The 21,727-nt window shown below is 71.8% G+C and carries 25 protein-coding genes; 13 read left to right on the top strand and 12 right to left on the bottom strand.

All coding sequences use genetic code 11. The annotated features are described in order from the left end of the window. Positions 1-26: 26 nt before the first annotated feature. Positions 27-1,796, top strand: a complete 1,770-nt coding sequence (locus ACZ4WH_RS33195; RefSeq protein WP_468187827.1) for a PP2C family protein-serine/threonine phosphatase — start codon at positions 27-29, stop codon at positions 1,794-1,796. Positions 1,797-1,803: 7 nt separating this feature from the next. On the opposite strand, the gene ACZ4WH_RS33190 is transcribed toward ACZ4WH_RS33195, so the two are convergent. Further along, positions 1,804-2,595, bottom strand: coding sequence for a FadR/GntR family transcriptional regulator (locus ACZ4WH_RS33190; RefSeq protein ID WP_468187825.1), 792 nt, complete (start codon positions 2,593-2,595; stop codon positions 1,804-1,806). A gap of 79 nt (positions 2,596-2,674) precedes the next feature. Here ACZ4WH_RS33190 and ACZ4WH_RS33185 point away from each other — a divergent pair, with 79 nt between their 5' ends. From ACZ4WH_RS33185 to ACZ4WH_RS33175, 3 genes are all read left to right on the top strand, one after another. Then, positions 2,675-3,544: a carbon-nitrogen hydrolase family protein gene (locus tag ACZ4WH_RS33185; RefSeq protein WP_468187824.1), complete on the top strand. Its 870-nt coding sequence runs from the start codon at positions 2,675-2,677 to the stop codon at positions 3,542-3,544. A 62-nt stretch (positions 3,545-3,606) separates the two neighbouring features. Then, complete coding sequence (locus ACZ4WH_RS33180; protein ID WP_468187822.1) at positions 3,607-4,971, top strand: APC family permease; 1,365 nt, start codon at positions 3,607-3,609, stop codon at positions 4,969-4,971. Between the two features lie 290 nt (positions 4,972-5,261). Beyond that, a complete protein-coding gene (locus ACZ4WH_RS33175; protein ID WP_468187820.1) occupies positions 5,262-6,053 on the top strand; it encodes an Fpg/Nei family DNA glycosylase in 792 nt (263 codons plus the stop codon). A gap of 97 nt (positions 6,054-6,150) precedes the next feature. Here ACZ4WH_RS33175 and ACZ4WH_RS33170 read toward each other — a convergent pair whose 3' ends face one another. Both ACZ4WH_RS33170 and ACZ4WH_RS33165 read right to left on the bottom strand, forming a co-directional pair. After that, positions 6,151-6,459: a hypothetical protein gene (locus ACZ4WH_RS33170; protein ID WP_468187818.1), complete on the bottom strand. Its 309-nt coding sequence runs from the start codon at positions 6,457-6,459 to the stop codon at positions 6,151-6,153. Positions 6,460-6,503: 44 nt separating this feature from the next. Further along, positions 6,504-8,939, bottom strand: a complete 2,436-nt coding sequence (locus ACZ4WH_RS33165; protein WP_468187817.1) for a SpoIIE family protein phosphatase — start codon at positions 8,937-8,939, stop codon at positions 6,504-6,506. 255 nt (positions 8,940-9,194) lie between these two features. On the opposite strand from ACZ4WH_RS33165, the gene ACZ4WH_RS33160 reads away from it, so the two are divergent. Then, a complete protein-coding gene (locus tag ACZ4WH_RS33160) occupies positions 9,195-9,863 on the top strand; it encodes a hypothetical protein (RefSeq protein WP_468187815.1) in 669 nt (222 codons plus the stop codon). Positions 9,864-9,917: 54 nt separating this feature from the next. Here the strand turns inward: ACZ4WH_RS33160 and ACZ4WH_RS33155 are convergent, their stop codons facing one another. Continuing rightward, positions 9,918-10,763: an RNA polymerase sigma factor SigF gene (locus ACZ4WH_RS33155; protein ID WP_468187813.1), complete on the bottom strand. Its 846-nt coding sequence runs from the start codon at positions 10,761-10,763 to the stop codon at positions 9,918-9,920. A gap of 200 nt (positions 10,764-10,963) precedes the next feature. Between ACZ4WH_RS33155 and ACZ4WH_RS33150 the strand changes: the two genes are divergently transcribed. Continuing rightward, positions 10,964-11,386 (top strand): ATP-binding protein, encoded by a 423-nt coding sequence (locus ACZ4WH_RS33150; RefSeq protein WP_468187811.1) that lies wholly within the window; start codon positions 10,964-10,966, stop codon positions 11,384-11,386. 70 nt (positions 11,387-11,456) lie between these two features. Here the strand turns inward: ACZ4WH_RS33150 and ACZ4WH_RS33145 are convergent, their stop codons facing one another. After that, complete coding sequence (locus ACZ4WH_RS33145; protein ID WP_450753883.1) at positions 11,457-11,627, bottom strand: hydrophobic protein; 171 nt, start codon at positions 11,625-11,627, stop codon at positions 11,457-11,459. Between the two features lie 326 nt (positions 11,628-11,953). Between ACZ4WH_RS33145 and ACZ4WH_RS33140 the strand changes: the two genes are divergently transcribed. After that, positions 11,954-12,514 carry an HdeD family acid-resistance protein gene (locus ACZ4WH_RS33140; protein ID WP_468187808.1) on the top strand — a complete coding sequence of 187 codons (561 nt, stop codon included), beginning with the start codon at positions 11,954-11,956 and terminating at the stop codon, positions 12,512-12,514. A 360-nt stretch (positions 12,515-12,874) separates the two neighbouring features. Here ACZ4WH_RS33140 and ACZ4WH_RS33135 read toward each other — a convergent pair whose 3' ends face one another. Next, positions 12,875-13,207: a MerR family transcriptional regulator gene (locus ACZ4WH_RS33135; RefSeq protein WP_468187806.1), complete on the bottom strand. Its 333-nt coding sequence runs from the start codon at positions 13,205-13,207 to the stop codon at positions 12,875-12,877. Positions 13,208-13,717: 510 nt separating this feature from the next. Here ACZ4WH_RS33135 and ACZ4WH_RS33130 point away from each other — a divergent pair. Then, positions 13,718-14,092, top strand: coding sequence for a hypothetical protein (locus ACZ4WH_RS33130; RefSeq protein ID WP_468187804.1), 375 nt, complete (start codon positions 13,718-13,720; stop codon positions 14,090-14,092). A gap of 127 nt (positions 14,093-14,219) precedes the next feature. Here ACZ4WH_RS33130 and ACZ4WH_RS33125 read toward each other — a convergent pair whose 3' ends face one another. The 5 genes from ACZ4WH_RS33125 to ACZ4WH_RS33105 form a co-directional block, all read right to left on the bottom strand. Then, entirely contained in the window at positions 14,220-14,552 is a 333-nt protein-coding gene (locus tag ACZ4WH_RS33125; protein WP_468187802.1) for an SCO5918 family protein, read from the bottom strand. A 61-nt stretch (positions 14,553-14,613) separates the two neighbouring features. Beyond that, the gene (locus ACZ4WH_RS33120) at positions 14,614-14,940 is read right to left on the bottom strand and encodes a CBS domain-containing protein (RefSeq protein WP_468187877.1); all 327 of its coding nucleotides are present in this window, start codon (positions 14,938-14,940) and stop codon (positions 14,614-14,616) included. Positions 14,941-15,027: 87 nt separating this feature from the next. Next, the gene (locus tag ACZ4WH_RS33115) at positions 15,028-16,518 is read right to left on the bottom strand and encodes a DEAD/DEAH box helicase (protein WP_468187800.1); all 1,491 of its coding nucleotides are present in this window, start codon (positions 16,516-16,518) and stop codon (positions 15,028-15,030) included. A gap of 180 nt (positions 16,519-16,698) precedes the next feature. Next, positions 16,699-16,902, bottom strand: a complete 204-nt coding sequence (locus ACZ4WH_RS33110) for a cold-shock protein (protein WP_030342329.1) — start codon at positions 16,900-16,902, stop codon at positions 16,699-16,701. Between the two features lie 251 nt (positions 16,903-17,153). After that, entirely contained in the window at positions 17,154-17,729 is a 576-nt protein-coding gene (locus ACZ4WH_RS33105; protein ID WP_468187798.1) for an RNA polymerase sigma factor, read from the bottom strand. Between the two features lie 198 nt (positions 17,730-17,927). On the opposite strand from ACZ4WH_RS33105, the gene ACZ4WH_RS33100 reads away from it, so the two are divergent. The 5 genes from ACZ4WH_RS33100 (at position 17,928) to ACZ4WH_RS33080 (ending at position 20,437) form a co-directional block, all read left to right on the top strand. Continuing rightward, complete coding sequence (locus ACZ4WH_RS33100) at positions 17,928-18,413, top strand: Asp23/Gls24 family envelope stress response protein (protein ID WP_468187796.1); 486 nt, start codon at positions 17,928-17,930, stop codon at positions 18,411-18,413. Positions 18,414-18,485: 72 nt separating this feature from the next. Then, positions 18,486-18,650: a hypothetical protein gene (locus ACZ4WH_RS33095; protein ID WP_468187795.1), complete on the top strand. Its 165-nt coding sequence runs from the start codon at positions 18,486-18,488 to the stop codon at positions 18,648-18,650. Continuing rightward, entirely contained in the window at positions 18,647-19,048 is a 402-nt protein-coding gene (locus tag ACZ4WH_RS33090; RefSeq protein ID WP_468187793.1) for an Asp23/Gls24 family envelope stress response protein, read from the top strand. Before ACZ4WH_RS33095 ends, ACZ4WH_RS33090 begins: the two co-directional genes overlap by 4 nt. 32 nt (positions 19,049-19,080) lie before the next feature. Continuing rightward, complete coding sequence (locus tag ACZ4WH_RS33085; protein WP_468187791.1) at positions 19,081-19,758, top strand: DUF6286 domain-containing protein; 678 nt, start codon at positions 19,081-19,083, stop codon at positions 19,756-19,758. 61 nt (positions 19,759-19,819) lie between these two features. Further along, positions 19,820-20,437 (top strand): alkaline shock response membrane anchor protein AmaP, encoded by a 618-nt coding sequence (locus tag ACZ4WH_RS33080; RefSeq protein ID WP_468187789.1) that lies wholly within the window; start codon positions 19,820-19,822, stop codon positions 20,435-20,437. Between the two features lie 22 nt (positions 20,438-20,459). Here ACZ4WH_RS33080 and ACZ4WH_RS33075 read toward each other — a convergent pair whose 3' ends face one another. Then, positions 20,460-21,716: a PP2C family protein-serine/threonine phosphatase gene (locus ACZ4WH_RS33075; protein ID WP_468187787.1), complete on the bottom strand. Its 1,257-nt coding sequence runs from the start codon at positions 21,714-21,716 to the stop codon at positions 20,460-20,462. Positions 21,717-21,727 lie beyond the last annotated feature (11 nt).

The following is a 21,727-nucleotide window of genomic DNA, read 5'->3' as shown; positions in this document are numbered from 1 at the left end:
GACCCGCGATCACAGGAGGCCAGGACATGGCAGGGGCGGAAGGCACCGACCGGCGGCAACCCGAGACCGGCCGGCAGCAGCAGGGGGCGGAACCCCGTGCCCGGGCCCGGCTCACCGACGCGCTCGAAGCCATCGGCGCGGGCGCGTACGTCGTCGACGAGCAGGGTCACATCCTCGCCGCGAACGCCCGCACCGAACACCTGCTGCGCCGGACCGCCGAGGACCTGATCGGCCAGGACGCCCACGACCTGCTGCACCGCGGGCCCCAGGGCCAGCCGCTGTCCACGACGCAGTGCACCATGCGGGAGGCGTTCCACGCCGGGAGCCCGGCGCAGGGCGCCCAGGAGTACTTCCAGCGCGGTGACGGCTCCCTGCTGGCCATCTCCTGGATGATCACCCCGTACGACATCGGCGACCGGGGCGACGGCACGCTCGTCGTCTTCCACACCCCCGGGCACCCGGCCTCGGCCGAGCCGGGCCCGGAGCGGGCCGCCGAGTCGCTGAGCGACTTCGAGCGACTGGCGCTGCTCGCCGAGACCACCACCCGGCTGACCTCCACCCTCGACGTCGACGAGGCGCTGCGCAGGCTGGTGTCCCTGGTGCTGCCCCGGCTGGCGGACTGGGCCGTCATCGACCTGATCACCGAGCACGACGAGGTGTGGCGCACGGCCGTGGTGCACGCCGAGGGCGACCGCCTGGTGCACCACGAGGATCTCCAGGGGCCGATGCCGCCGGTGCCCGAGGAGTCGCCGATGCCCCTGTCCCGGGCCCTGCGCGGCGTGGCCTCCGCCCTGGCCGGGCCCGCCACCTATCGGCGCGCCCCGGATTCCGGCATCGCCGTCGAGCAGCGCCGGCTGTTCGAGGCCACCGGCATCCACTCCGCGGCCATCGCCCCCATCCGCGGCACCCGGGAGGTCCTGGGAGCCCTCACCCTCGGCCGCGCCGACAAACCGGAGGACTTCACGACCGCCGACATCCCCCTGCTGGAGGACATCGCCCGCCGCGCCGGGGTCGCGCTGGACAACGCCCGCCTCTACCAGCGCCAGCGCGCGGTCGCCGAGACCATGCAGAACCACCTGCTGCCGCAGATGCCGAGGGTCACCGGACTCCAGATGGCCGTCCGCTATCTGCCCGCCCCGGACGCCTCCCAGGTCGGCGGCGACTGGTACGACGCCTTCACCCTGCCCGACGGAGCCACCGCCCTGGCCATCGGGGACGTCGTGGGCCACGACCTGGAGGCCGCGGCCGGCATGGCCCAGCTGCGCAACATGCTCCGCGCCTACGCCTGGTCCCAGCAGGAACCGCCCAGCCGTATCGTCCAGCGGCTCGATGAGGCGATCATGCCCATCACCGACGTCACCATGGCCACCCTCATCTTCGCCCGGCTCGCCCGGACGGACGACGGCACCTGGCAGCTGACCTGGACCAACGCCGGCCACCCCCCGCCCCTGCTCGTCACCCGCGACGGCCTGGCCGAGTTCCTCACCGAGGGCCACAGCCTCCTGCTGGGAACGGGAGTCGGCCAGGCCCGCCCCGACGCCACCGTGCAGCTGCCCCCGGGCTGCACCCTCCTGCTGTACACCGACGGCCTCATCGAGGCACCCGGCCACACCCTCGACGAGGGCCTGAACCGGCTGCGCCAGCACGCCGCCGCCCTCGCCCACCGCCCCCTGCCGTCCCTCACCGACCAGCTCCTGCGCCGCGTCCACCCACCCGGCCTCGACGACGTGGCCCTCCTCGCCCTGCGCACACCGCCCCAGGCGGACACGGGTCGTACGACGCCCAGGAGACGGTGAGCCGGAGTCAGCCCGGCGCCTCGGTCTCGCGGCCCTCGGCCGTCTCCAGCAGCCCCACGAACATGGTCCGGTGGAGCACTTCCACATGCCGGCGCGCGATGTCGGCCGCCGCCGCCGTGTCACCGGCGCGCAGGGCGTCGACCAGGGCGCGGTGTTCGCGGTTGGACTCGCGCAGGGCGTCCATCGGGTAGGGCAGGTAGTAGCGGTACAGCTGCTGGAGCACGCCGCGGTAGGCCTCGGCCGCCGCGGGCACGCCGGTGGCGGCGGCGACGGCGAGGTGGAACCGCTCGTCGCAGCCGTGGAACTCCGCCCACGTCGGAGCCTCGTCCATCTCGTCGGCCAGCCGCTCCAGGCGCGCCACGGCGGTTTCGTCGGCGGTGCGGGCGGCCAGGTGGGCGAGGCCGCACTCCAGCACGAGCCGCTGGTCGATGAGCGCGTGCACCTCGCTGTTCTGCGCGCGGTATGAGTCCATCGCGCCCACCACTCCCCGGGCCGGCCGCTCGGCGACCCGGGTGCCTCCGTTGCGGCCCCGGCGGCGCTCCAGGACGCCGTCCTGGCAGAGCGTGGACAGGGCGCGGCGGACGGTGATCTCCCCGACGTCGAGCGCCGCGGCGATCCGGTCGGTCGGCGGAAGCCTCTCGCCCGGAGCGAGCAGTCCCAGGTCGACGGCGAGTCCGATGCGCGCGCGGACGGTGTCCAGCGCCGTGAGCCGGCGGATGCCGTTGAGCGCGGGGGCGTCGAACGGCAGGGCCGCCGCGTCGGCCGGCTGCGTGCCGGGGCCGTCCTGGGGGTGAGGCATGTCGTCAATGTAGCGAGGCCGGAAAACGAATCAAAATGAGCCTATTGCTTAACAGCTCACCTTGAGCTAATTTCCTGCCATGTCCCGCCCCCTCCCCCTCGCCCTCGTCCAGGCACCCCCGCGCCCGGCGACAGCGCCCCTGTCCGGATTCGCCGAGGACGTCGAGCACCTGCTGGCCCGCTTTCCGCAGACCCGCCTCGCGGTCTACCCGGAACTGCATCTGTGCGGCGTCGACGGTCCGCCGTCGTCGACCGAGCGGCTTCAGGAGGCCGCCGAGCCGCTGGACGGCCCGCGTTCCCGGCAGCTCGCCGAGCTGGCCGGTGACCTGGGGATCTGGCTCGTGCCGGGCACCGTGTGCGAGCGCGGCGAGCGGGGCGAGCTGTTCAACACGGCGCCGGTCTACTCGCCCGACGGCCGCCTCGTCGCCTCGTACCGCAAGATCTTTCCGTGGCGGCCGCACGAGCCGTACGACCCCGGCGACCGCTTCGTCGTGGCGGACCTGCCCGGCATCGGCCGTATCGGCATCTCGATCTGTTACGACGCCTGGTTCCCGGAGGTGGCGCGCCACCTGGCCTGGCTGGGCGCCGAGGTGATCGTCAACCCGGTCATGACCACCACGGCGGACCGCGCCCAGGAACTCGTCCTGGCCCGGGCCAACGCCATCGTCAACCAGGTCTTCGTGCTCAGCGTCAACACCGCCGGCCCCGTCGGCACCGGCCGCAGCCTGGTGGTGGACCCCGAGGGGCGGGTGCGCGCCGAGGCCCCCGACTCGGCCGCCACCGTGCTGACCGACGTGCTCGACCTGGACGACGTCACGCGCGTCCGCACCTTCGGTACGGCGGGGCTCAACCGTATGTGGGACCAGTTCACCGACGCCGACACCCCGCTCGACCTGCCGTTGTACGGCGGCCGTATCGAACCCGGCCGCTGGCGCCCCGCCACCGGCTGAGCCTCCCCACCCGCTCGTCCGTCCCCTCGGAGCTCGCTCCGGAGCCCGTTATGGAGCCCGTTATGGAGAACGCCCCCGCTCAGGGCCTGACCCGCGCGCTGACGCTGAGATCGGTCGTCCTGTTCGGCCTCGCCTACATGACCCCGCTGATCGTGCTCGGCACCTTCGGCGTCGTGGCCGAGAGCACCGGCGGCACCGTGCCCACCGCCTATCTGCTGGCCCTGCTCGCCATGCTGTTCACCGCGCACAGCTACGGGAAGATGGCCGCCGCGTACCCCGTGGCCGGGTCCGCGTACACCTACGTCCGCCGGGCCATCGACTCCCGGGTGGGCTTCCTGATCGGCTGGGCCACCCTGCTCGACTACTTCTTCCTGCCCATGGTCATCTGGCTGATCGGCGGGGCCTACCTCCAGGCCCAGTTCCCCGGCGTCCCGTTCTGGATGTGGATCGTCGGCTTCATCGCGCTGACCACCGCCCTGAACGTGCGGGGCATCAAGACGGCCGAGCGGGTCAACGACCTGCTCATGACCTTCCAGGTGCTGGTGATCGGCATCTTCGTCGTCCTGTCCCTGCGGCACGTGATCCACGTCGGGGGCGCCGGGGCGCTGGCCGGCACGGCGCCGTTCGCCAACCACGCCACCACCCTGGCGGGCATCTCCGCCGGAGCGGCGATCGCGGCGTACTCCTTCCTCGGCTTCGACGCGGTCACCACGCTCACCGAGGAGACCATCGAGCCGCGGCGCACCATGCCCCGGGCCATCCTGCTGATCGCGCTGATCGGCGGCGGCATCTTCGTGGCCGTCGCCTGGGCCACCCAGCTGGCCCACCCCGGCAGCACCTTCGACGACCCCAGCTCGGCCGCCTTCGAGATCGCCCGGACCATCGGCGGCGACCTGTTCTCCTCGGTCTTCCTGGCCGGCCTGGTCGTGGCCCAGTTCGCGTCCGGCATCGCCGCCCAGGCGAGCACCTCCCGGCTGCTGTACGCCATGGGCCGGGACTCCGTCCTGCCGCGCCGGGTCTTCGGCCACATCCACCCCCGCTACCGCACCCCCGTCCTCAACATCCTCCTCACCGGCGTGGTCGGCCTGATCGCCCTGCGCCTGAGCGTGGCGACCTCCACGTCCTTCATCAACTTCGGCGCCTTCATCGCCTTCACCTTCGTCAACCTCGCGGTCATCGCCACCTACGTGCGCGAACGACGCGCGGGCCGCCGCCCCGGCCGGCTGGGCCATGTGGTCGCCCCCGCGATCGGTGCCGTGGTGGACATCTGGCTCCTGACCCACCTCGACACCAAGGCCCTCGTCCTCGGCCTCGTCTGGCTCGCCCTCGGCATCTGCTACCTGGCCCACCTGACCCGAGGCTTCCGCACACCCCCACCGGAGCTGACCTTCGAGGAGGAACCGTCCGGCGTCACCGAACGGGTGTGATCCCGTACGCCATGCCGTCGAGAGCACCGGCGAGGGCGGCGGCCACTTCATGTCGCCGAGGTCTGCGGGAGCCCGTCCGGTGGAGTTCGTGAGCGGTGGGGGCGGCAGGCGGGAATCATGCCGGTTAAAGCCCTGGAGGGATGGGACCGGCGCGGGACGTCGCAGTGAGGAGGCCGACGTGGACCTGACCGCTCCTGTCCCGCCCGAGTGGCCGTACCCGGCCCTGCCGCTCGGGCGGAGCCCCCGTCCCCGCCAGGCACCGAACGGCGGCCGGCGCAAGGACGTCCGCCGTGCCTGAGCTGCCGGACGTCGAGGGATTCCGGAAGGTACTCGAAACCTGCGCCCAAGGACGGGTCGTCCAACGCGTGCACGTGCGGGACGCGGGCGTGCTGCACGGGGTCGGTCCGCGAGGTCTGGGCGACGCGTTGGAAGGCCGACGGTTCACCGAGCCGGAGCGGCACGGGAAGTGGCTGCTCGCCCACACCGGCGACGGCCCCACTCTCCTGCTGCACTTCGGCATGACGGGCAGGCTGGTCTGCGCCGCTCCCGACGATGCGGTGCAGGCCCACGACCGTGTCCTGTTCACGCTGAGCGGCGGCCGTCAGCTGCGCTACCGCGACCAGCGCAAACTCCAGGGCCTCTGGCTGGCTCACGACGACGTGGAGGTCGCCCGGCTGCTGGAGGGCCAGGGCCCCGACGCGATGGCGGTGAGCCGCGAGGAGTTCGAGACCGCGCTGGCCGCACGCCGCGGCCACCTCAAGACCGCCCTCACCGACCAGTCCGTCCTGGCCGGCCTCGGCAATCTGCTCGCCGACGAGATCCTGTGGCGCGCCGGGCTGCGCCCCGACAGCCGAGCGAGTGACCTCACCCGGGCCGAGCGCCGCCGCCTCTACACCCACATGCGCCGCACGCTCCGCGCCGCGGTCCCCGCCGGATGCGTCCCGCCGCGCGACTCCTGGCTCACCGGCCACCGTGACGACCCGGACCCGGTCTGCCCGCGCTGCGGCTCCCCTCTGCGCCGGTCCCGGCTGGCCGGCCGCGGCACGGTCTGGTGCCCCCGGTGCCAGCCGAACGGGTCCTGAACCCCCGGGGTGCGAGGCGTGCGCCCGGCGCGGACAGGCGTGTGGCGCCGCCCACCCGTGGAACGGGCTGGACGGCGCCACACATGGAACCCGGAACTCATCCGGGGAACGGCTTGCTCGCGTCCTCCTCAGCCTTGATGCACGCGTTGAGCCTCTTCTGGATGGCGGCCGCGTCGCTGAGCGCCTTCTTGGCCGCCGCGGTCTCGCCCAGCTGCTTCAGCTTCGCGGCCTTCTGCTTGAGTGCGGCTATCTGCTGGCGCATCTGGCTCTTGTTGCACGTGATGGCGGCCTTGGTGGAGACCGCGCCCTGGCCGGCCGGCGTGGCGGCGTGAGCGGGCACCGACGTGACGAGGAAGCCCGAGACGACGACCGCGGAGACGGCCAGGCCGGTAAGACGCTTGATCATGAGTTGATTCCCCCGGATACGGCGTGAGTCGGTCGAAGTGGATCTTACTGTGCGGAGGGCAGGCCGAGCAGGAGCAGGGTCACGTCGTCGTCGTGCGTGGCCGTGTCCGGGATCAGGGTGCCGATGAGGTGGGCCGCGGCCTTGTCCAGAGCCTCCGGATCCGCGGGACCCTTCTTCAGCGCGCCGTCGAGGGTGTGGGTGAGGACGTCGATCTGGACCTCGATGTCGGTGCCGGGCCTTTCGACCAGTCCGTCGGTGTAGAGGGCGACGGTGCTGCCCGGGAGCAGCGGCTGGGTCGTCTCCTCGAACGGCACCGTGACGCCGCACAGCTCGTTGACGCCCAGCGGCACCCCGACCGGTGCCCGCAGCCGGTGGGCGGGCCCGTCGGGAGGCCGGGCGATGACCGGCATGTGCCCGGCCGAGCACAGCGTGACCTCGTGGGCGTCCTGGTCGATCACCAGGTAGGCGCAGGTGACGAGCTGGTCCGCCAGATCGCTGACGAACGCGTCCAGGCCGGCCATGAGCCGGCTGGGCGGTATGCCCGTACGGGCCAGCGCGTGGGACGCGGCGCGCAGCTGGCCCATGACGGCCGCCGCTTCCAGGCCCCGGCCCATCACGTCCCCGATCATGACGCCGGTCCGGTGTCCGTCCAGCGGGATGATGTCGAACCAGTCGCCGCCGACCCCGGGGTCCTGGACGGACGCCAGGTAACGATGGGCGCTCGGCAGGTACGCCAGCCGAGGCGGCTCGCCCATGAGGCTGTGTTGCAGGGTGTAGGCGATGTGCCGCTGCTGCTCGTAGCGTCCGGCGCGCTCGGCCTCCGTCTGTCTGCGTTCGGTGATGTCCCGTACGGCCATGAACATCACCGCTTCCTCCTCGGCCTGGAGGGTGCTGACGCTGACCTCGACGGGGAACTCACCACGCTCGCGGTGCAAGCCGTACAGGTCCCGGTCCAGGACGACCGGCTGCGGGTCGCGCCGCCGCAGGTAGGCGCCCAGCAGCGCGCTGTGTCGCCGGCGCCGCGCGTCGGGCACCAGGTCGGCGACCTTCGTGCCGACGAGGTCGTCCGGCCTGTGGCCGAAGAGCCGTTTCACCTGCGCGTTGGCCATCACGATGACGCCGTCGCCGTCCGTGATCAGGGTGGCGTCGGGTGCGGATTCCAGCAGCGCGCGGAAGCGCTGGTGGGACCGCTGGACCTCGCGCTGGGCCGCGACCCGTTCGGTGACGTCGATGACCACACCGCAGACGGCGTAGGGCCTGTCGGACGGATCGGTGAGGGGGAACAAGGTGGTGAGGACGTCCCGAGGGCCTGTCGGCAGGAGCAGCCGCTCCTCCCGCTGTACGGCGGTGCCGCACGCCAGCGTGCCGAGGTCGTCGGAGCTGACATGACGCGCCAGGTCGGTCGGCAGGACGTCTTCGGCGTGGTGGCCCAGGACCTGTTCGTACGACAGGCCGGTGTTCTCCTCGAACCGCGTGTTGACCGCCAGGAAGCGACCGCCCAGGTCCGTGATGAACACCGAGGCGGGTGTGTGGTCCATGAACGCCTGCAACAGTTCGTTCTGCCGCACCTGCCATTCGGCCCGGGCGTGGGCCACCTCGACCCGGCGGCCCACGGGCAGGGTGACGAAGACGACCGCGGTGAACGCGGTCACGTGCCCCCACACCAGCAGCGCCGTACCCAGCCGACCCCCGTACAGTCCGGCGCCCTGACCGGCCATGACGAGCCAGCCCAGCAGCAGCGGAACGGCCAGGTTGGTGGCGACCAGTCGGCGTCCCAGCGGGCCCATGACGCCCGCGTTCATCAGCAGTCCCGCGGGGCCTTCGTCCGGCCGGGCCAGGAACGCGGCGATGCCCAGCAGCACCAGGGCCAGTGCGGTGGGCAGGGCCATGTAGGCGCCGAGCCGTTCCATCTCGGGTGCGTCGTAGGCCAGGCCGTACAGTCTCAGCAGGCCCAGGCAGAGGACGGACAGGCCCGAGATCTGGCTCGCCCAGGCGGGCAGTCGGCGCATGCTCAGGCCCAGGGACGCCACACCCCCGAGCGTCAGTGCCGCCGCCACACTCGGGGACATCCGGCCGGGTGCCCCGGTCACCAGCCGCACGGTGTCGTCTCTGAAGAGAAGCTCGTCGATGCCGAGGCCGGTACCGGTGGCGTACTCCAGCAGGGTGAGCCCGCCGATCAGGGCGGCCAGGCCCGCGGCCGCACGAGCCGCGGCGACCGCCTGCCGGGTCATGGGCCCGCGAGCCGCCATGAACAGCGAGAGACCCACCGCGAGCAGGGCCACGGCGGTGTTCGGCTTCATGGCCGGGGCACCGCCGGGCAGGGCGCTCTTCAGCACATCGACGCCGAAGATCCATCCGGACAGGCCCACCGCACCGAGCAGGGCGGTCAGCAGGGACGCACCCAGAGCCACCGCGCGAGCGGCGGCCAGGGTGCACTCATGGAGCGGCAGGCCCTCGACCTGCTCCCTACGCCTCGCCAAATCATCACCTTTAGGACATATGGCCCGATTGGGATGAAGCTACTTCAAACTTCACGAATGCGTCGAGTCTTGTCATGAGGTGACCGGGATGCTATGCGCTTCGACCGGAAGAGGGCAGGAGCCGGCACCCCTGTCGCGTTCGGTGCGCGCGCCTCGGAGACGGATCGGGCCGATCAGTACGCGCGGGCCTTCTCCCAGCCCCGGGACTTGTTGGGACAGGCAGCTCTGCCCGGCGTCGGGCTGAGCGAGGAAATCGTGCGAGTGCTGCGATTGCACGGCTCCGAAGCGGCCCACCTCATGCGACTTGCCGGCCGAGTCGACCAGTTGCAGAAGCAGTTGATGGAGCACAAGGGGTGGCGGAAGAAGTCCGGTGACGCCTGCAACGCCGTACCGGTACGGAAACTCCGAGCGGCCTTGCCGGCGCGGAACAACCCTGGCGACGCCGCCCCCGAGTCCTCTCCGTCGGCCGGCGTGGGGGGAGCGGGGGTGGTCCCGTCGGAGTCCCCGGGACTGGAGAAGGGGGGCCTGGGCGAGGACAGCCGGTGCAGCGCCCCGTTCGCAGGGCCGGGCGCGGTGGTGTGGAGAGCGTGCGCACGCGTCGAAGCGGAGCGTGTCTCCCTCGCCCTCGAGATCGCCAACCACGGGCGCGAGGCGGCGAAGGTCAAGGTCCGCCTGGAGTACGTACAGGCCACCGCGTTCCACCCGTGCCCGAAGGCGCCGAGCACCCGCCTCCTCGACGTCCCGGCAGGGGAGACGGTCGTCACGGAGCCCGGGCAGTGCGCCGTGGCCCGGGGGGAAGCCCCCTTCGCCTACCAGGCGGCCGGCTGGGTGTTCGCCGAGGACGCCGACGCGGGCTCGTACAAGCTGTCACCCACCGCCCACGTCCGCCCCGACCGGGTCATCTGGCAGCCGGACGTGGTGTGACCGGCGGCCTGCCGAGTGCCGGCACAGCGCGAGATGACCAACCGGGCGGTGTCTTCAGCGGGTGCTGAGCATTCCCTCGCGCAGGCGGGTCAGGCAGCGGGACAGCAGTCGGGAGACGTGCATCTGGGAGACACCGAGGCGTTCGCCGATCTGGGCCTGGGTGAGTTCCTCCACGAAGCGCATGTGGATGATCTGCCGGTCCCTCTCGTCGAGTTCGGCGATGAGGGGAGCCAGGGCGTGGAAGTCCTCCACCAGCTCCAGGGCCGTGTCCTCGGCGCCGATGAAGTCTTGCAGTGCCGCTTCGCCGGCCTCGCTGCCGTTGATCGTGGCGTCCAGGGAGGAGGAGTTGTAGCCGTTGGCGGCCAGGCGGGCCTCGCGGACCTCGTCCTGGGACAGGCTCATCAGCTCCGACAGTTCCTGGTCGGTCGGGGTGCGGCCCAGCCGGCTGCGCAGTTCCTCCGTGGCCCGGGCGAGTTGGACGCGGGCTTCCTGGAGACGGCGGGGCACATGGACGGCCCAGGTGGTGTCGCGGAAGAACCGCTTGATCTCGCCGACGATGTAGGGAATGGCGAAGGAGGTGAACTCCGCCTCCCGCGACAGCTCGAACCGGTCGATCGCCTTGATCAGGCCGATCATGCCGACCTGGACGATGTCCTCCATCTCCTCCGGTCCACGGCTGCGGAACCGGCCGGCCGCGTAGCGGACCAGGGACATGTTCATCTCGATCAGCGTGTTGCGGGCGTAGCTGTACTCCTGGGTGCCCTCCTCCAGGACCGCCAGCTGCTCGAAGAACAGCCGCGAAAGCTCCCGGGCGTCCTTGGGCGTCACCTGGGCAGGCTCGGCGACTTCGGGCAGCTCGGTGGTGTGCGTATCGGCTGCCGTGGTGCTGGTGAGCGCCATGTTGTTCCCCTCCCGAGATCGAACCGTCCGCCACCGCCAACCGGAAGCGGTTGACGTCGTCCCGCGCCTACCCCTTCATCCCGTAGGTACTCCCAGGACCGGAGACCGCGGACACGGACGCGCGTGCTCTTCTCCGCGGATCCGGGGCACACGTGGGAAGCACCGGCGGGACGGTAGAAGGACGGTTGAAGGAGGAGAAAATGGCCGACGATTCCTCGGTGAGGGCGGTGGGTTGGGCGCGCTCGTTGCCGATCAGCAGCGGGGTGAAGGCGGCCCGGGACTGGACGCGTGCGCATCTGGCGGCGCTCGGCTGGACCCATACGGCGCCGGACCTGGTGGACTCGGTGCTGTTGACGGTGTCCGAGCTGGTCACCAACGCCCATGTGCACGCCCACAGCGCAGCACAGCTGATCCTCACCTGGGACCAGACGTGTCTGCACGTCACCGTCCACGACGCCTCTCCTCGGCTGCCGGAGCAGCGTCACCCCGGAGCCGATTCACCGGGAGGACGCGGTCTGCTCCTGGTCGATGCTCTGGCCGACACCCTGGAGATCCACCGCTGCCCCTACGGGAAGGACGTCACGGCATGCTTTCAGCCACCCTCGCCCCCGACCGTCGCATAGGTCAGGGCACGCGTGCGGGGATCGGCTGGGACGCAGCCGATCCCCGCGCGTGGAAGGGGTGTGGGTCAGGTCACCATCGGTACCAACGCCCGCGGCCACCGCCGGTGGTGGTGGAGCGCATGACGAAGCCGAGCAGCCAGAGCACCAGGACCGCGACGGCGACCCACCAGAGAACCTTGATGGCGAATCCGGCGCCGAAGAGAATCAGCGCGAGGAGCAGAACAAGAAGCAAGGGAACCATAGTTATCGACCTCCTGCCCCACCGTTTGCCCTCGGATGGTTCCCACATTCCTCGAAGACACCTTGTTTGTGAAGGAAATGCGGGGGAACCAGCGGTACGCCGCGGACAGGCGGAGAAGAGCACCGGTAACACGCGTGAGGCCAAGGAAAAGGCCAAGCGAGCACTCAAGCGCGATTTCCGTAATACGGACGGAAATGGGAGCGCGCCGACGCCGAGTTCGGTCATCTTGCGAGCGGCGTCGTATCGGGACGCGGCTCCCTCGGTCGAGGTGCGCCTTCGGCGGGGTACCCGGCACGGATCTGTTGATCGGACGAAGGGGTGATGGTGTGCGGCGGCAGCTGATGTGGACGCTGGTGGCGCGGGGGACGGCGGCCCTGCTGTTCGGGGTCGTGGCACTGGTGTGGCCGGGGGTGACCGTGCTCGCGCTGGCCCTGCTCTTCGGTGTGTACGCGCTTGCCGACGGCCTTGCCCTCCTGGCGAGTGCCTTCCGCCGGCAAGGGGACAGGGCCCATCGCGCGGCGCACGCGATCGGTGGCGTCCTGGGCATCGGCGCCGGTGTGATCACCATCGCCTGGCCCGGCGTCACCGCCCTGGCCCTGGCCGCGCTGATCGGCGCCTGGGCCGTGGTCACCGGCGTCGCGGAGATCTGGGCGGCGGTGCGCTTCCGGCACGAACTGCACCATGAGTGGGTGCTGTTCCTGGCCGGCGCCGTGTCGGTCGCCGCCGGAGTGCTGGTCTGGGCCCGTCCGGACGTGGGCGCGACAGCCATCACCCAGGTCATCGGGGTCTACGCCCTGATCAGCGGCGCGCTGGTGCTGGCCGCGGCCTGGCGACTGCGCGGTGCGGCCACCGCGGGACACCCGGTCCGCCACGCGCGGCACGCGTGAGCCGGAACTGAGCCACACTGACGCAGACGGCACGCGCCCACGAAGCCACCGCCCTGGCGCTACGCCCTCGACCGGGGGCCGTGTCGGTGAGCGACTGGTCGATGTGGTCGCACAGACTCCGGTGCTCTCGGGCTCCGCGTTCCACCTCGGCGGGTCCGCCGGCTTCACGCCCTCGCACCCGGCCGGATGACCTGTGCGACCTGCTTGCCGGTCTCGCTCGGCGCCCTGGTTCCTCTGCCGGTTGAGCGCTCGCCACGTCTCGGTGACCGACAGGGTGACGCCACCGAATCCATCACGTGGGGAGCATGTGACGCGTCCGGACACAGACGCTGGTGTACGCCTCGGCGGGGTGTCCGGCAGTCACTTGCCCGCCGATTCGCTGGCCGCGCGGCGGTACTCGGCGTTGATGCGCTGCGCTTCCTCCAGCTGGTCCTCGAGGATGACGATGCGGCACGCGGCCTCGATGGGGGTCCCCTTGTCGACGAGCTCGCGGGCGCGAGCGGCGACCCGCAGTTGGTAGCGGGAGTACCGGCGATGTCCTCCCTCCGAGCGGAGCGGAGTGATCAGGCGAGCCTCACCGATGGCTCGGAGGAAGGCCGGGGTGGTGCCCAGCATCTCGGCTGCCCGGCCCATCGTGTACGCGGGGTAGTCGTCGTCGTCCAGACGATCATTCAGAGGGTTGTCCGATGTCATGTCACCTCGCTGTGCAACGCGTCGAGGGGCCCTGGTGCCGTACGGCACCAGGGCCCCGAAGGAAATTCAACACCATCTGTCGGCCCTCATGCTGTGCCGACCTTCTGTTTGCGCTGTCCGGCCCGGCAGGGCCCAGCGGGGGATCGCAGCTGCGTGACCGGGGACCACCATCCAATCCGGGGTCTTGCGGTACCCGGTCCGAGTGCTTCTCGGACCGGGCGATCCTGATGGCGTCTGCTCCTCCGTTCCTCTTGACCTGCACCTTCGTGTTCAGCCACCCGCCAGTTCGTGTCTGGCGAGTTTCGTTCGACCGTGTCTACGTGAGGAAGCGTACCCACGCCAGAACGATGTCTACTCTCGTCACAGTAGATTTCATCCTTCCGGCGGAGCAAGACACCTGTCGAAATCGGCCCTCGGCGGTGGGTGGGGAGCCGTCTCCCGCCGCCTGTGCGACCGCTTTGCGCACCGCGGGGGGTTCCGGCGCGGGCGGGCCGCATAAGCTCTGCTGTCATGTCGAACCCTGATGAGCTGCTCGTCGCCATCTCCACCGCGGTGGAGTCCGAGCGAAGCAATCAGATGTCGCTGACCGTGGTCGTCGGCGGCGCCGTCATCACCGGCCGGCTGGCTCCCGAGGCCGTGTGGAGGGAGCGAGTGGCGGAGGTCCTGAAGGACTCGGACCGTCTCGGCCCGTTCGCGGACGTCTTCGCCGGCGGCCCCCGAGGGAACCCTCCCGTTCGCGGCGAGGCGCCCACGCATCTGCACTTCCATCTCGCCCGGATCTTGCAGGGAAGCCTCGGCATCCCGGAGACGGGCGGCATGTACCGGGTCGCGATCAAGGACGTCAGCGCCTGGACCGTAGGCGATCTCAGCTACTTCGACCGGTGAGACGCCGGCTCCGCCCCGTCGCCCGGCCGGCGGTTTCCGAGCGGACGGCGACACAGCGGTGGGGGTCCTGCCGACGCGTGTCGGCAGAACCCCCACCGGAATCCTGAGGGCGGTCTCCCGCCCGTCCTCATACGGCCACGGGGCCGCTGCCGCCGAGCAGTGCCGACGCGGTGTGGAGCGGAGTCAGACCGGTCACGCCCACGGTCACGCCCACGGGCGCGGCATCGGGGCGGTCGTGGCAGGTGAAGCCGAGGCGCGCCATGGCCCGGGTGACTTCGCCGGCGGTGAAGTCACGGGGGTCCTGGCGCGTGATGACCCGGCCCACCTGCTTGACGGGGTAGCGGCGGCGGCCGATGGTCACGGACTCACCCGTGACGAGTTCGGGCCTGACGCCCTTCATCGAGGCCAGCACCCCGGTTCTGGTCAGGTCGAACGGGTACCGGGCGATGACACAGCGCATGATGCCTCACAGGGGAGAAGTCGCGGGGAGGGGGAGAACGGGCTGCCCGGGGCGAGGCGGATCAGCGCGAGAGGGCGAGTACGCCCGGAACCCGGCCGTGCCCGCCGGCGCCGCCGGGGCGGGCGCCGGGCGAGGGCGGCGATCCGTCGAGGACGTCCCGCAGACGGACGCGGTCGGTGTACGTGGAACTGTCGCGGAGAACGGCGAGCCGGACCTGGGTGACCAGACCCGTGCTCTGGTCGTCCCCGTCGCACACGGTCAGGTACGCGACCCGGGCACCCGCCATGACGGCCAGCGCCACCTCGACGGTCATGTCGTCGGACACCCGAGGCCCGTGCCCCTCGATGTCCTCGGCCACGGTCGCGGTCACGGGGGCGGGGTCCGGCATGCGGTACTGCGTCCGCGCTGACGTCGAGGGTGTCAAGGGTGTCTCCTTCGGTAGGGGCCGGCCGGCTCGGTGACTGCCCGCGCCGGACTAAGCAGCCGACTCGTTCCCGGGCCGCCGCTGTGCCCTGCGCCCCACCCCGGCGCCGACGGGCCGGCCCTGGCCGGCGCGGCCCCGGCGGTTGCGGGAGGGCGAGGACGTCCGGCGGGTGCGTTCCACGACGGGCGCGGTGATGACCACCGGGACGCCGGAGGGCGCCTGGGCGCCGGTGATGCGGCTCAGCTCCGCCTCGCCCGAGCGGACCGGGGTGACGTGCGGGGTGATGCCGGCCGACGCCATCAGCCGGGTCATGCCCCGGCGCTGGGCGGGGGTCACCAGGGTGACGACGCTGCCGGACTCCCCGGCGCGGGCCGTACGGCCGCCACGGTGCAGATAGTCCTTGTGGTCGCTGGGCGGATCCACGTTGACGACCAGGTCGAGGCTGTCGACGTGGATGCCGCGGGCCGCGACGTTGGTGGCCACCAGGACGGTGACGTGACCGTCCTTGAACTGGGCGAGGGTGCGGGTGCGCTGCGGCTGGGACCGGCCACCGTGCAGGGCCGCGGCGCGGACACCGCTGTTCAGCAGGTGCTTGGTCAGCCGGTCCACGGCGTGCTTGGTGTCCAGGAACATGATGACCCGGCCGTCCCGGGCCGCGATCTCGGTGGTCGTGCGGTGCTTGTCCGCGTCGTGGACGTGGAGTACGTGGTGCTCCATCGTGGTGACGGCTCCGGCCGACGGGTCGACGGAGTGCACCACCGGGTCGGTCAGGTAGCGGCGGACCAGCAGGTCGACGTTGCGGTCCAGGGTGGCCGAGAACAGCATCCGCTGGCCCTCGGGGCGCACCTGGTCGAGCAGGGCGGTGACCTGGGGCATGAAGCCCATGTCGGTCATCTGATCGGCCTCGTCGAGCACGGTGATGCCGACGTCGGCGAGCCGGCAGTCGCCCCGGTCGATGAGGTCTTTGAGTCGACCGGGCGTCGCGACCACCACCTCCGTGCCGGCGCGCAGCGCACCGGCCTGCCTGCCGATGGACATGCCGCCGACCACGGTGGCGAGCCGCAGGCTCACGGAGCGGGCGTAGGGAGCGAGCGCGTCGGTGACCTGCTGGGCCAGCTCACGGGTCGGGACGAGGATCAGGGCCAGTGGTCGGCGCGGCTCGGCGCGCCGGCCCGCCGTACGGGCCAGCACCGCGAGGCCGAAGGCGAGGGTCTTGCCCGACCCGGTGCGGCCGCGACCGAGTACGTCACGGCCGGCCAGGGAGTTCGGCAGGGTCGCCGCCTGGATCGGGAACGGTACGGTCACGCCTTCCCGGCCGAGCGTGGTCAGCAACGGCGCCGGCATGGCGAGATCGGCGAACGACTCGACAGCGGGCAAGGCGGGCGTGACCGTCTTCGGCAGCGCGAACTCGCCCCGCGCGGGCTGTCGGTTTCCGTAACCGTCGGAGCGGCGCGGAACGCCGGAGCGGCCCGTGGCGGCACTTCCTCCGAAGCGGTCGTACGTGCGATTGGTGCGTGCGCGAGTGGTACGGGTGCGGTTCATGCGGAACCTTCCTCGATGCGGGCGCGTATCAAGGAGTTTCCGCAGCAGAATGAGCGGCGCAGAGAATCGCGAGAACGAGCCGAAAATGACAGGGCAGAATCACCCTGGGAATAAAGCGAGCCGGGGCCCGCACCCCAAGGTGCGGGCCCCAGCTGCGAAGTATGCGTCTGTGCCGGTGCGTCAGGCGGGAACGATGTTCTCGGCCGTCGGGCCCTTCTGGCCCTGCGCGATGTCGAACGACACCTTCTGGCCTTCCAGCAGCTCGCGGAAGCCCTGGGCGGCGATGTTCGAGTAGTGGGCGAAGACGTCGGGGCCGCCGCCGTCCTGCTCGATGAAGCCGAAGCCCTTTTCCGCGTTGAACCACTTCACAGTGCCAGTAGCCATTTTGTTTCTCCTTCGGGGACGGAGCCAGGAACACGCCCTGTGCGCATTCCGTGTCGCCGTGATGATCAGCCGTCGGAAAAACCTTCTGGCAACCACACCTGCAACTGATGACGACAGTAGCACGTCGGCGTCGCCCCTGCGCGGTAAATAATTCCGGATCCCCTGTGGTCGCAGGAATATTTACCGCGCGCCGCGCCGATTTCTTATGTTGCCACCACAGATATTGTCGCGGCGGTGGCGGAGCCGGTCCGCTAGCGCCATGGCGCCATTGCCTCCTTCAGGGATCGGCGTGCTCGAAACAGCCTCCCTCGCACGGTGTCCTCTCCCGTGGCCGTGGCGTGGGCGATCTCCCCGTAGGACAGGCCGTGCACCTCCCGCAGGATCCAGCAGGCGCGCTGATCGGCTTCGAGTTCGCCCAGCGCGGCCATCAGGGCGGCCGCGGTGGCGTTGTCCTCGGCTGCCCGGCCGGGGGAGGTGCGGGCTTCGTCCGCGGCGGGGTCGGGCAGCGCCTCGAGGGGGAGGGGCGGGAGCCGGTGGCGCCGGGCGTTCAGACAGCGGTTGACGGTGATCCGGTACACCCAGGTGGAGAACGCGGCCTCGCAGCGGAACTCGGGCAGCCGCCGCCACGCGCTGACGAGGGCGTCCTGCACGGCTTCCTCGGCGTCGCGTGTGTCGCCGAGCATGCGGGTGGCCAGGATGAGCAGGCCGCGTCCATGGCGTCGTACCAGGGTGGTGAAGGCGTCTTCGTCGCCTTCCCGGGCCCGTGCCGCCAGGAGTGCGTCGGGGGGACCGGCCGTTGGTGAGGCCGACTGGGCCTGGTGTGTCATCTTCGGCTCCCGGCACGTGCCCCGGAGCGTGTGGCGTCCGCCGTCTCCGAGACCGGCGTGCGTTCCGTCCTCTGTGTACCCGCTTGAGAAGAATGTGATTCATCTCACACCGGTCGGGAGTGAGGGGTCCTCCGGTGGCCGTGTCCAACGTCAGACAGGAATTACTGCGATGTCCGCGGGACGATCGAGGCGATTGCCGTGACCGACACAGCATCCGACCGCGGCGGCTACGGCCCGGGCGGGCCGTCCGCCAGGAACAGCACGACATTGCAGGGGCGCAGTGGCGTCGACGCTCCTGCCGAGACACGGGGAAAGACCACCATCGCGGACACCGTGGTGGCGAAGATCGTGGGCATGGCCGCCCGCGAGGTGCCGGGCGTCCACAACCTGGGCGCGGGCGTCGCGCGGGCCATAGGAGCGGTCCGTGAACGCGTCCCGGGCGGCGGTACCGGACTGACACGCGGGGTCAAGGTGGAGGTCGGGGAGCGGCAGGCCGCCGCGGACCTGGACCTCGTCGTGGAGTACGGCGTCTCCATCGTCGACGTCGCCGGGGACGTCCGCACCAACGTCATCTCCGCCGTCGAGCGGATGACCGGACTGGAGGTCGTCGAGGTCAACCTCACCATCGACGACGTGCATCTGCCCGAGGACGAGTCCGAGACACCGGAGGGCCGCGTCAGCTGAGCCCGGCGGTCGCCGCCGGCTCGCCCGGAGGCGACGGCGCGGGGCGCGGCAGACCTGGACGGGTGAGCAGTGATGGACACAGCAATTGCCGGGCTGGCGGCCGGAATGGCTCTCGGCTTCGCCGGCTACTTCGGAGGCTTCTGGGCCTTCCTCCTGGTCGCTGTCCTGGGCGGGATCGGACTGTTGGTCGCCCTCGTCCTACGCGGCGACATCGACATGCGACGGCGGCAGCGGTGAAACCCCACCCCGCCGACGCCCCGGACGCCTCCGATCTCCCCGGACGCGGGCGCCTTCCGCCGCCCGCCGAGCGCGGCGCCACGGTCATCCCCGACCGCGTGGTGGCTCGCATCGCCGCCCGGGCGGCCCGCGCGGCCCAGGCACAGCGGGCCGCTCTGCCGCCGGGCGGTCAGGGCACCGCGCCCGACGCGTCGGCAGCCACCCGCGGTGGCAGCGCGAGGGTCCACCTGAGCCTGGACCTTCCCTACCCGGCCGACATCGCGGGCGTGACCCGACGCATCCAGCGCGATGTCGCCGGGCGGGTGAGCGAGCTGACCGGCCTGCCCGTCCACGAGGTCACGGTGACCGTCCGGCGCCTGCTGCCCGCCCGGGGCCCGGGCCGGAACCGGGTCCAGTGATCCCGCCGCACCCGCGCACCAAGGAGGAAGGCATGGCCTCCCACGCAGGACCCGCCGCCGAGTCCGGCCGGCAGCCGGAGCATCACTTCGCGAGCCCGGTCGAGCGGTCCGGCGACGGCTCGTCGGCGCCTCACGAGTCCGCGCACGGGCCGGCGACGCACCGTACCCGGCGGGTCTGGTCCGCACGACGCGTCCCCGCGGGGCTCGTCGCCCTCGTCGTCCTGGCCGCCGCCGGCATCGCCCTGTACGACGTCGTCGCCGTGCGCGCCGGATGGCGCGCCGCGCTCTGGCGCCGGGTGCTGGCGGACGAACTCGCCTCCCGTCCCGTGGACGACGTCTGGATGCTCACCGGAGCCGCCGTCGCCTCCGCCGTCGGTCTGGCGCTCGTCGTCCTGGCGGTCACACCCGGCCTGCGCCGCTCGCTGACCGTGCGGGCGCCCGGGGGGCTGCTCCCACGGCGCCTGCGGGTCACCCTGGACCGGGCCGGCGCCGCCGTCCTGCTGCGTGACGCCGCGATGCAGGTGCCCGGCGTCAGCGCGGCACGCGTCCGGGTCCGGCGCCGCCGTATCAAGGCCCGCGCGGACGTCGGCTTCCGAGACCCCCGCCAGGTCCAGGACGACCTCACGGCCGCCCTCCGGGAAGAACGCGACCAGCTCGACCTGGCCCCCACGCCGCGCATCGCCGTGCGCGTACGGCGGCGAACCCGATGACGACCGGTACACAGCCCTGCCCGCCGCGGCAGAGCCAGAGCCACGCAGGGGAGCCGAAGCCATGAATCCGCACGCGGCGCACAGCCGGCTCAACCGCGTCCTGCTGGGCCTGACCGGGCTGATACTGCTCGGCGGGGGCCTGCTGATCCTCTTCGCCGGATTCGACGTCTACCGGCGATGGCGCCTCACGCCCCCCGCGGGCTGGCCGCTGACCGCGCCCGGGGACGTCCTGCTCAGCACCAGCGACCGGATCCGCTGGAGTGACCAGGGTTGGTGGTGGTGGCCCGCTGTCATCGCCGCCCTGGCCCTGATCGCCCTCCTCGCGCTGGGGTGGCTCGTCCTTCAGCTGCGCCGTCCGCACCCCGGGGGCATCCCCGTCGGCGGCACACCGCCGGCCGAGGGGGTGGAACTGCGCGACCGCGCCCTCAGCGACGCCATCGCCACCGAGACCCGCACCCTGCCCGGCGTCCAGCGGGCACAAGCCCGGCTGACCGGCACACCCCGCCACCCCGGCGCCCGCATCGACCTCACGCTCGGCCCGCACAGCAGCCCTCGCCAGACCCTCTCCGCACTGTGCGAAGGCCCGCTCGACCATGCCCGTCGCTCCACGGCCACCGACCGGTTCCCCACCCGGGTCCGCCTGCGCGTCGCCCGCCACAAGCCGCACCGCGCGCAGTGAGCGAGAACGCCGGCCGCCGGCCTCACGCGCCACCGCGGTCGCGCACGCCCTGTTCCGGTGGACAACCCGTCCGCGCGTCCGGGGCGGGCCGGATGTCGGCGCCGCCGTCACTGTGACGGCGGCCGGAGCGGCCGTGCCAGTCCAGGACCATGGTGGTGGCGTCGTCCGGCAGGGAGCCCCCGTACGCGTCATGGACCGCGTCGGTCAGGGCGCGGACCGCTTCGCGGGGGTGTTCGTCGCGGGTGTCGCGGACGAGGGCCGGCAGATCGACGGTGCCGTCGCGCTCCATGCCGTCCGTGAGCAGGACCAGGCGGTCGCCCGGCTCGAGGTCGAGTCGCTGCACCTCGTAGCTGACCGGGACGGGAACGCCGAACGGCAGGTCGACCCGGACGGCGAGTTCTTCGACGTGCGCGCCGCGCAGCCGCAGCGGCCAGGGGTGGCCGGCGTTGACCAGGTCGCAGACGCCCGTCTCCAGAACGACGCGCAGCAGCTGGCCGGTGGCTATGCCGCGGGCGTGCTCGCTGAGCGCCTCGTGGGCGGCGTGCGCCTGGTCCAGCACGCCGTGCCCGGCCCGGCGCGCTCCGCGCAGGGCGTTGACCGCGAGCGTGGCCAGCAGGGCGGAAGCGGTGTCATGACCCATCGCGTCGGTGATCGACAGGTGCAGGGCGCCGTGGTCCACGGCGAAGTCGTATGTGTCGCCGCCGATGTCGTCGGCCGGGATCAGACCGCAGGCGAGGACGAACTGGTCCGCCTCGCAGCAGGACGCCGACGGCAGCAGCTGGTGCTGGATCTCCGCGGCCAGACTCACGGCTGTGGTACGCCGTCCCCAGTGGTAGAGGTCGGTGAAGCGGCGGTCGGTGACCACGATGTACGCCAGCGCGTGCGCGGCCTGCGCCACCGCCTCGCGGACCGCGTCGTCCGCGTACGGCACCGACAGGTCCAGTACGCCGATGCAGTCGCCCCGGTTCGTCACCGGCGCCACCATCCGGCACCCGCCCGCCCCGCTGTCCTCCTGGTACAAGCGCTGTGAGCGCAGCACGCGGTCGTACACGCTGCCGGACAGGGGAACCCGCTCCGCCTCGCCCCGTGCCTGGCCCCCCGCGCCGGCTCTGGGCAGCCGTACGGCCTCCTGCCCGATCAGGTCGACGAACCAGAACGCCACCTCACACGCCGAGAACCGTTCCCCCAGGTTCCGGGCGACCACGTCGACCGACGCCACGGGCGAGGCGTCCTCCGCCGCCCGCAGCACCTCGTCCAGCCCCAGACCCACACCGACCACGAGGCCACCTC

It is taken from the genome of Streptomyces sp. NPDC029138 (assembly GCF_055564375.1).
This window is presented reverse-complemented; position numbering and strand designations above follow the sequence as displayed.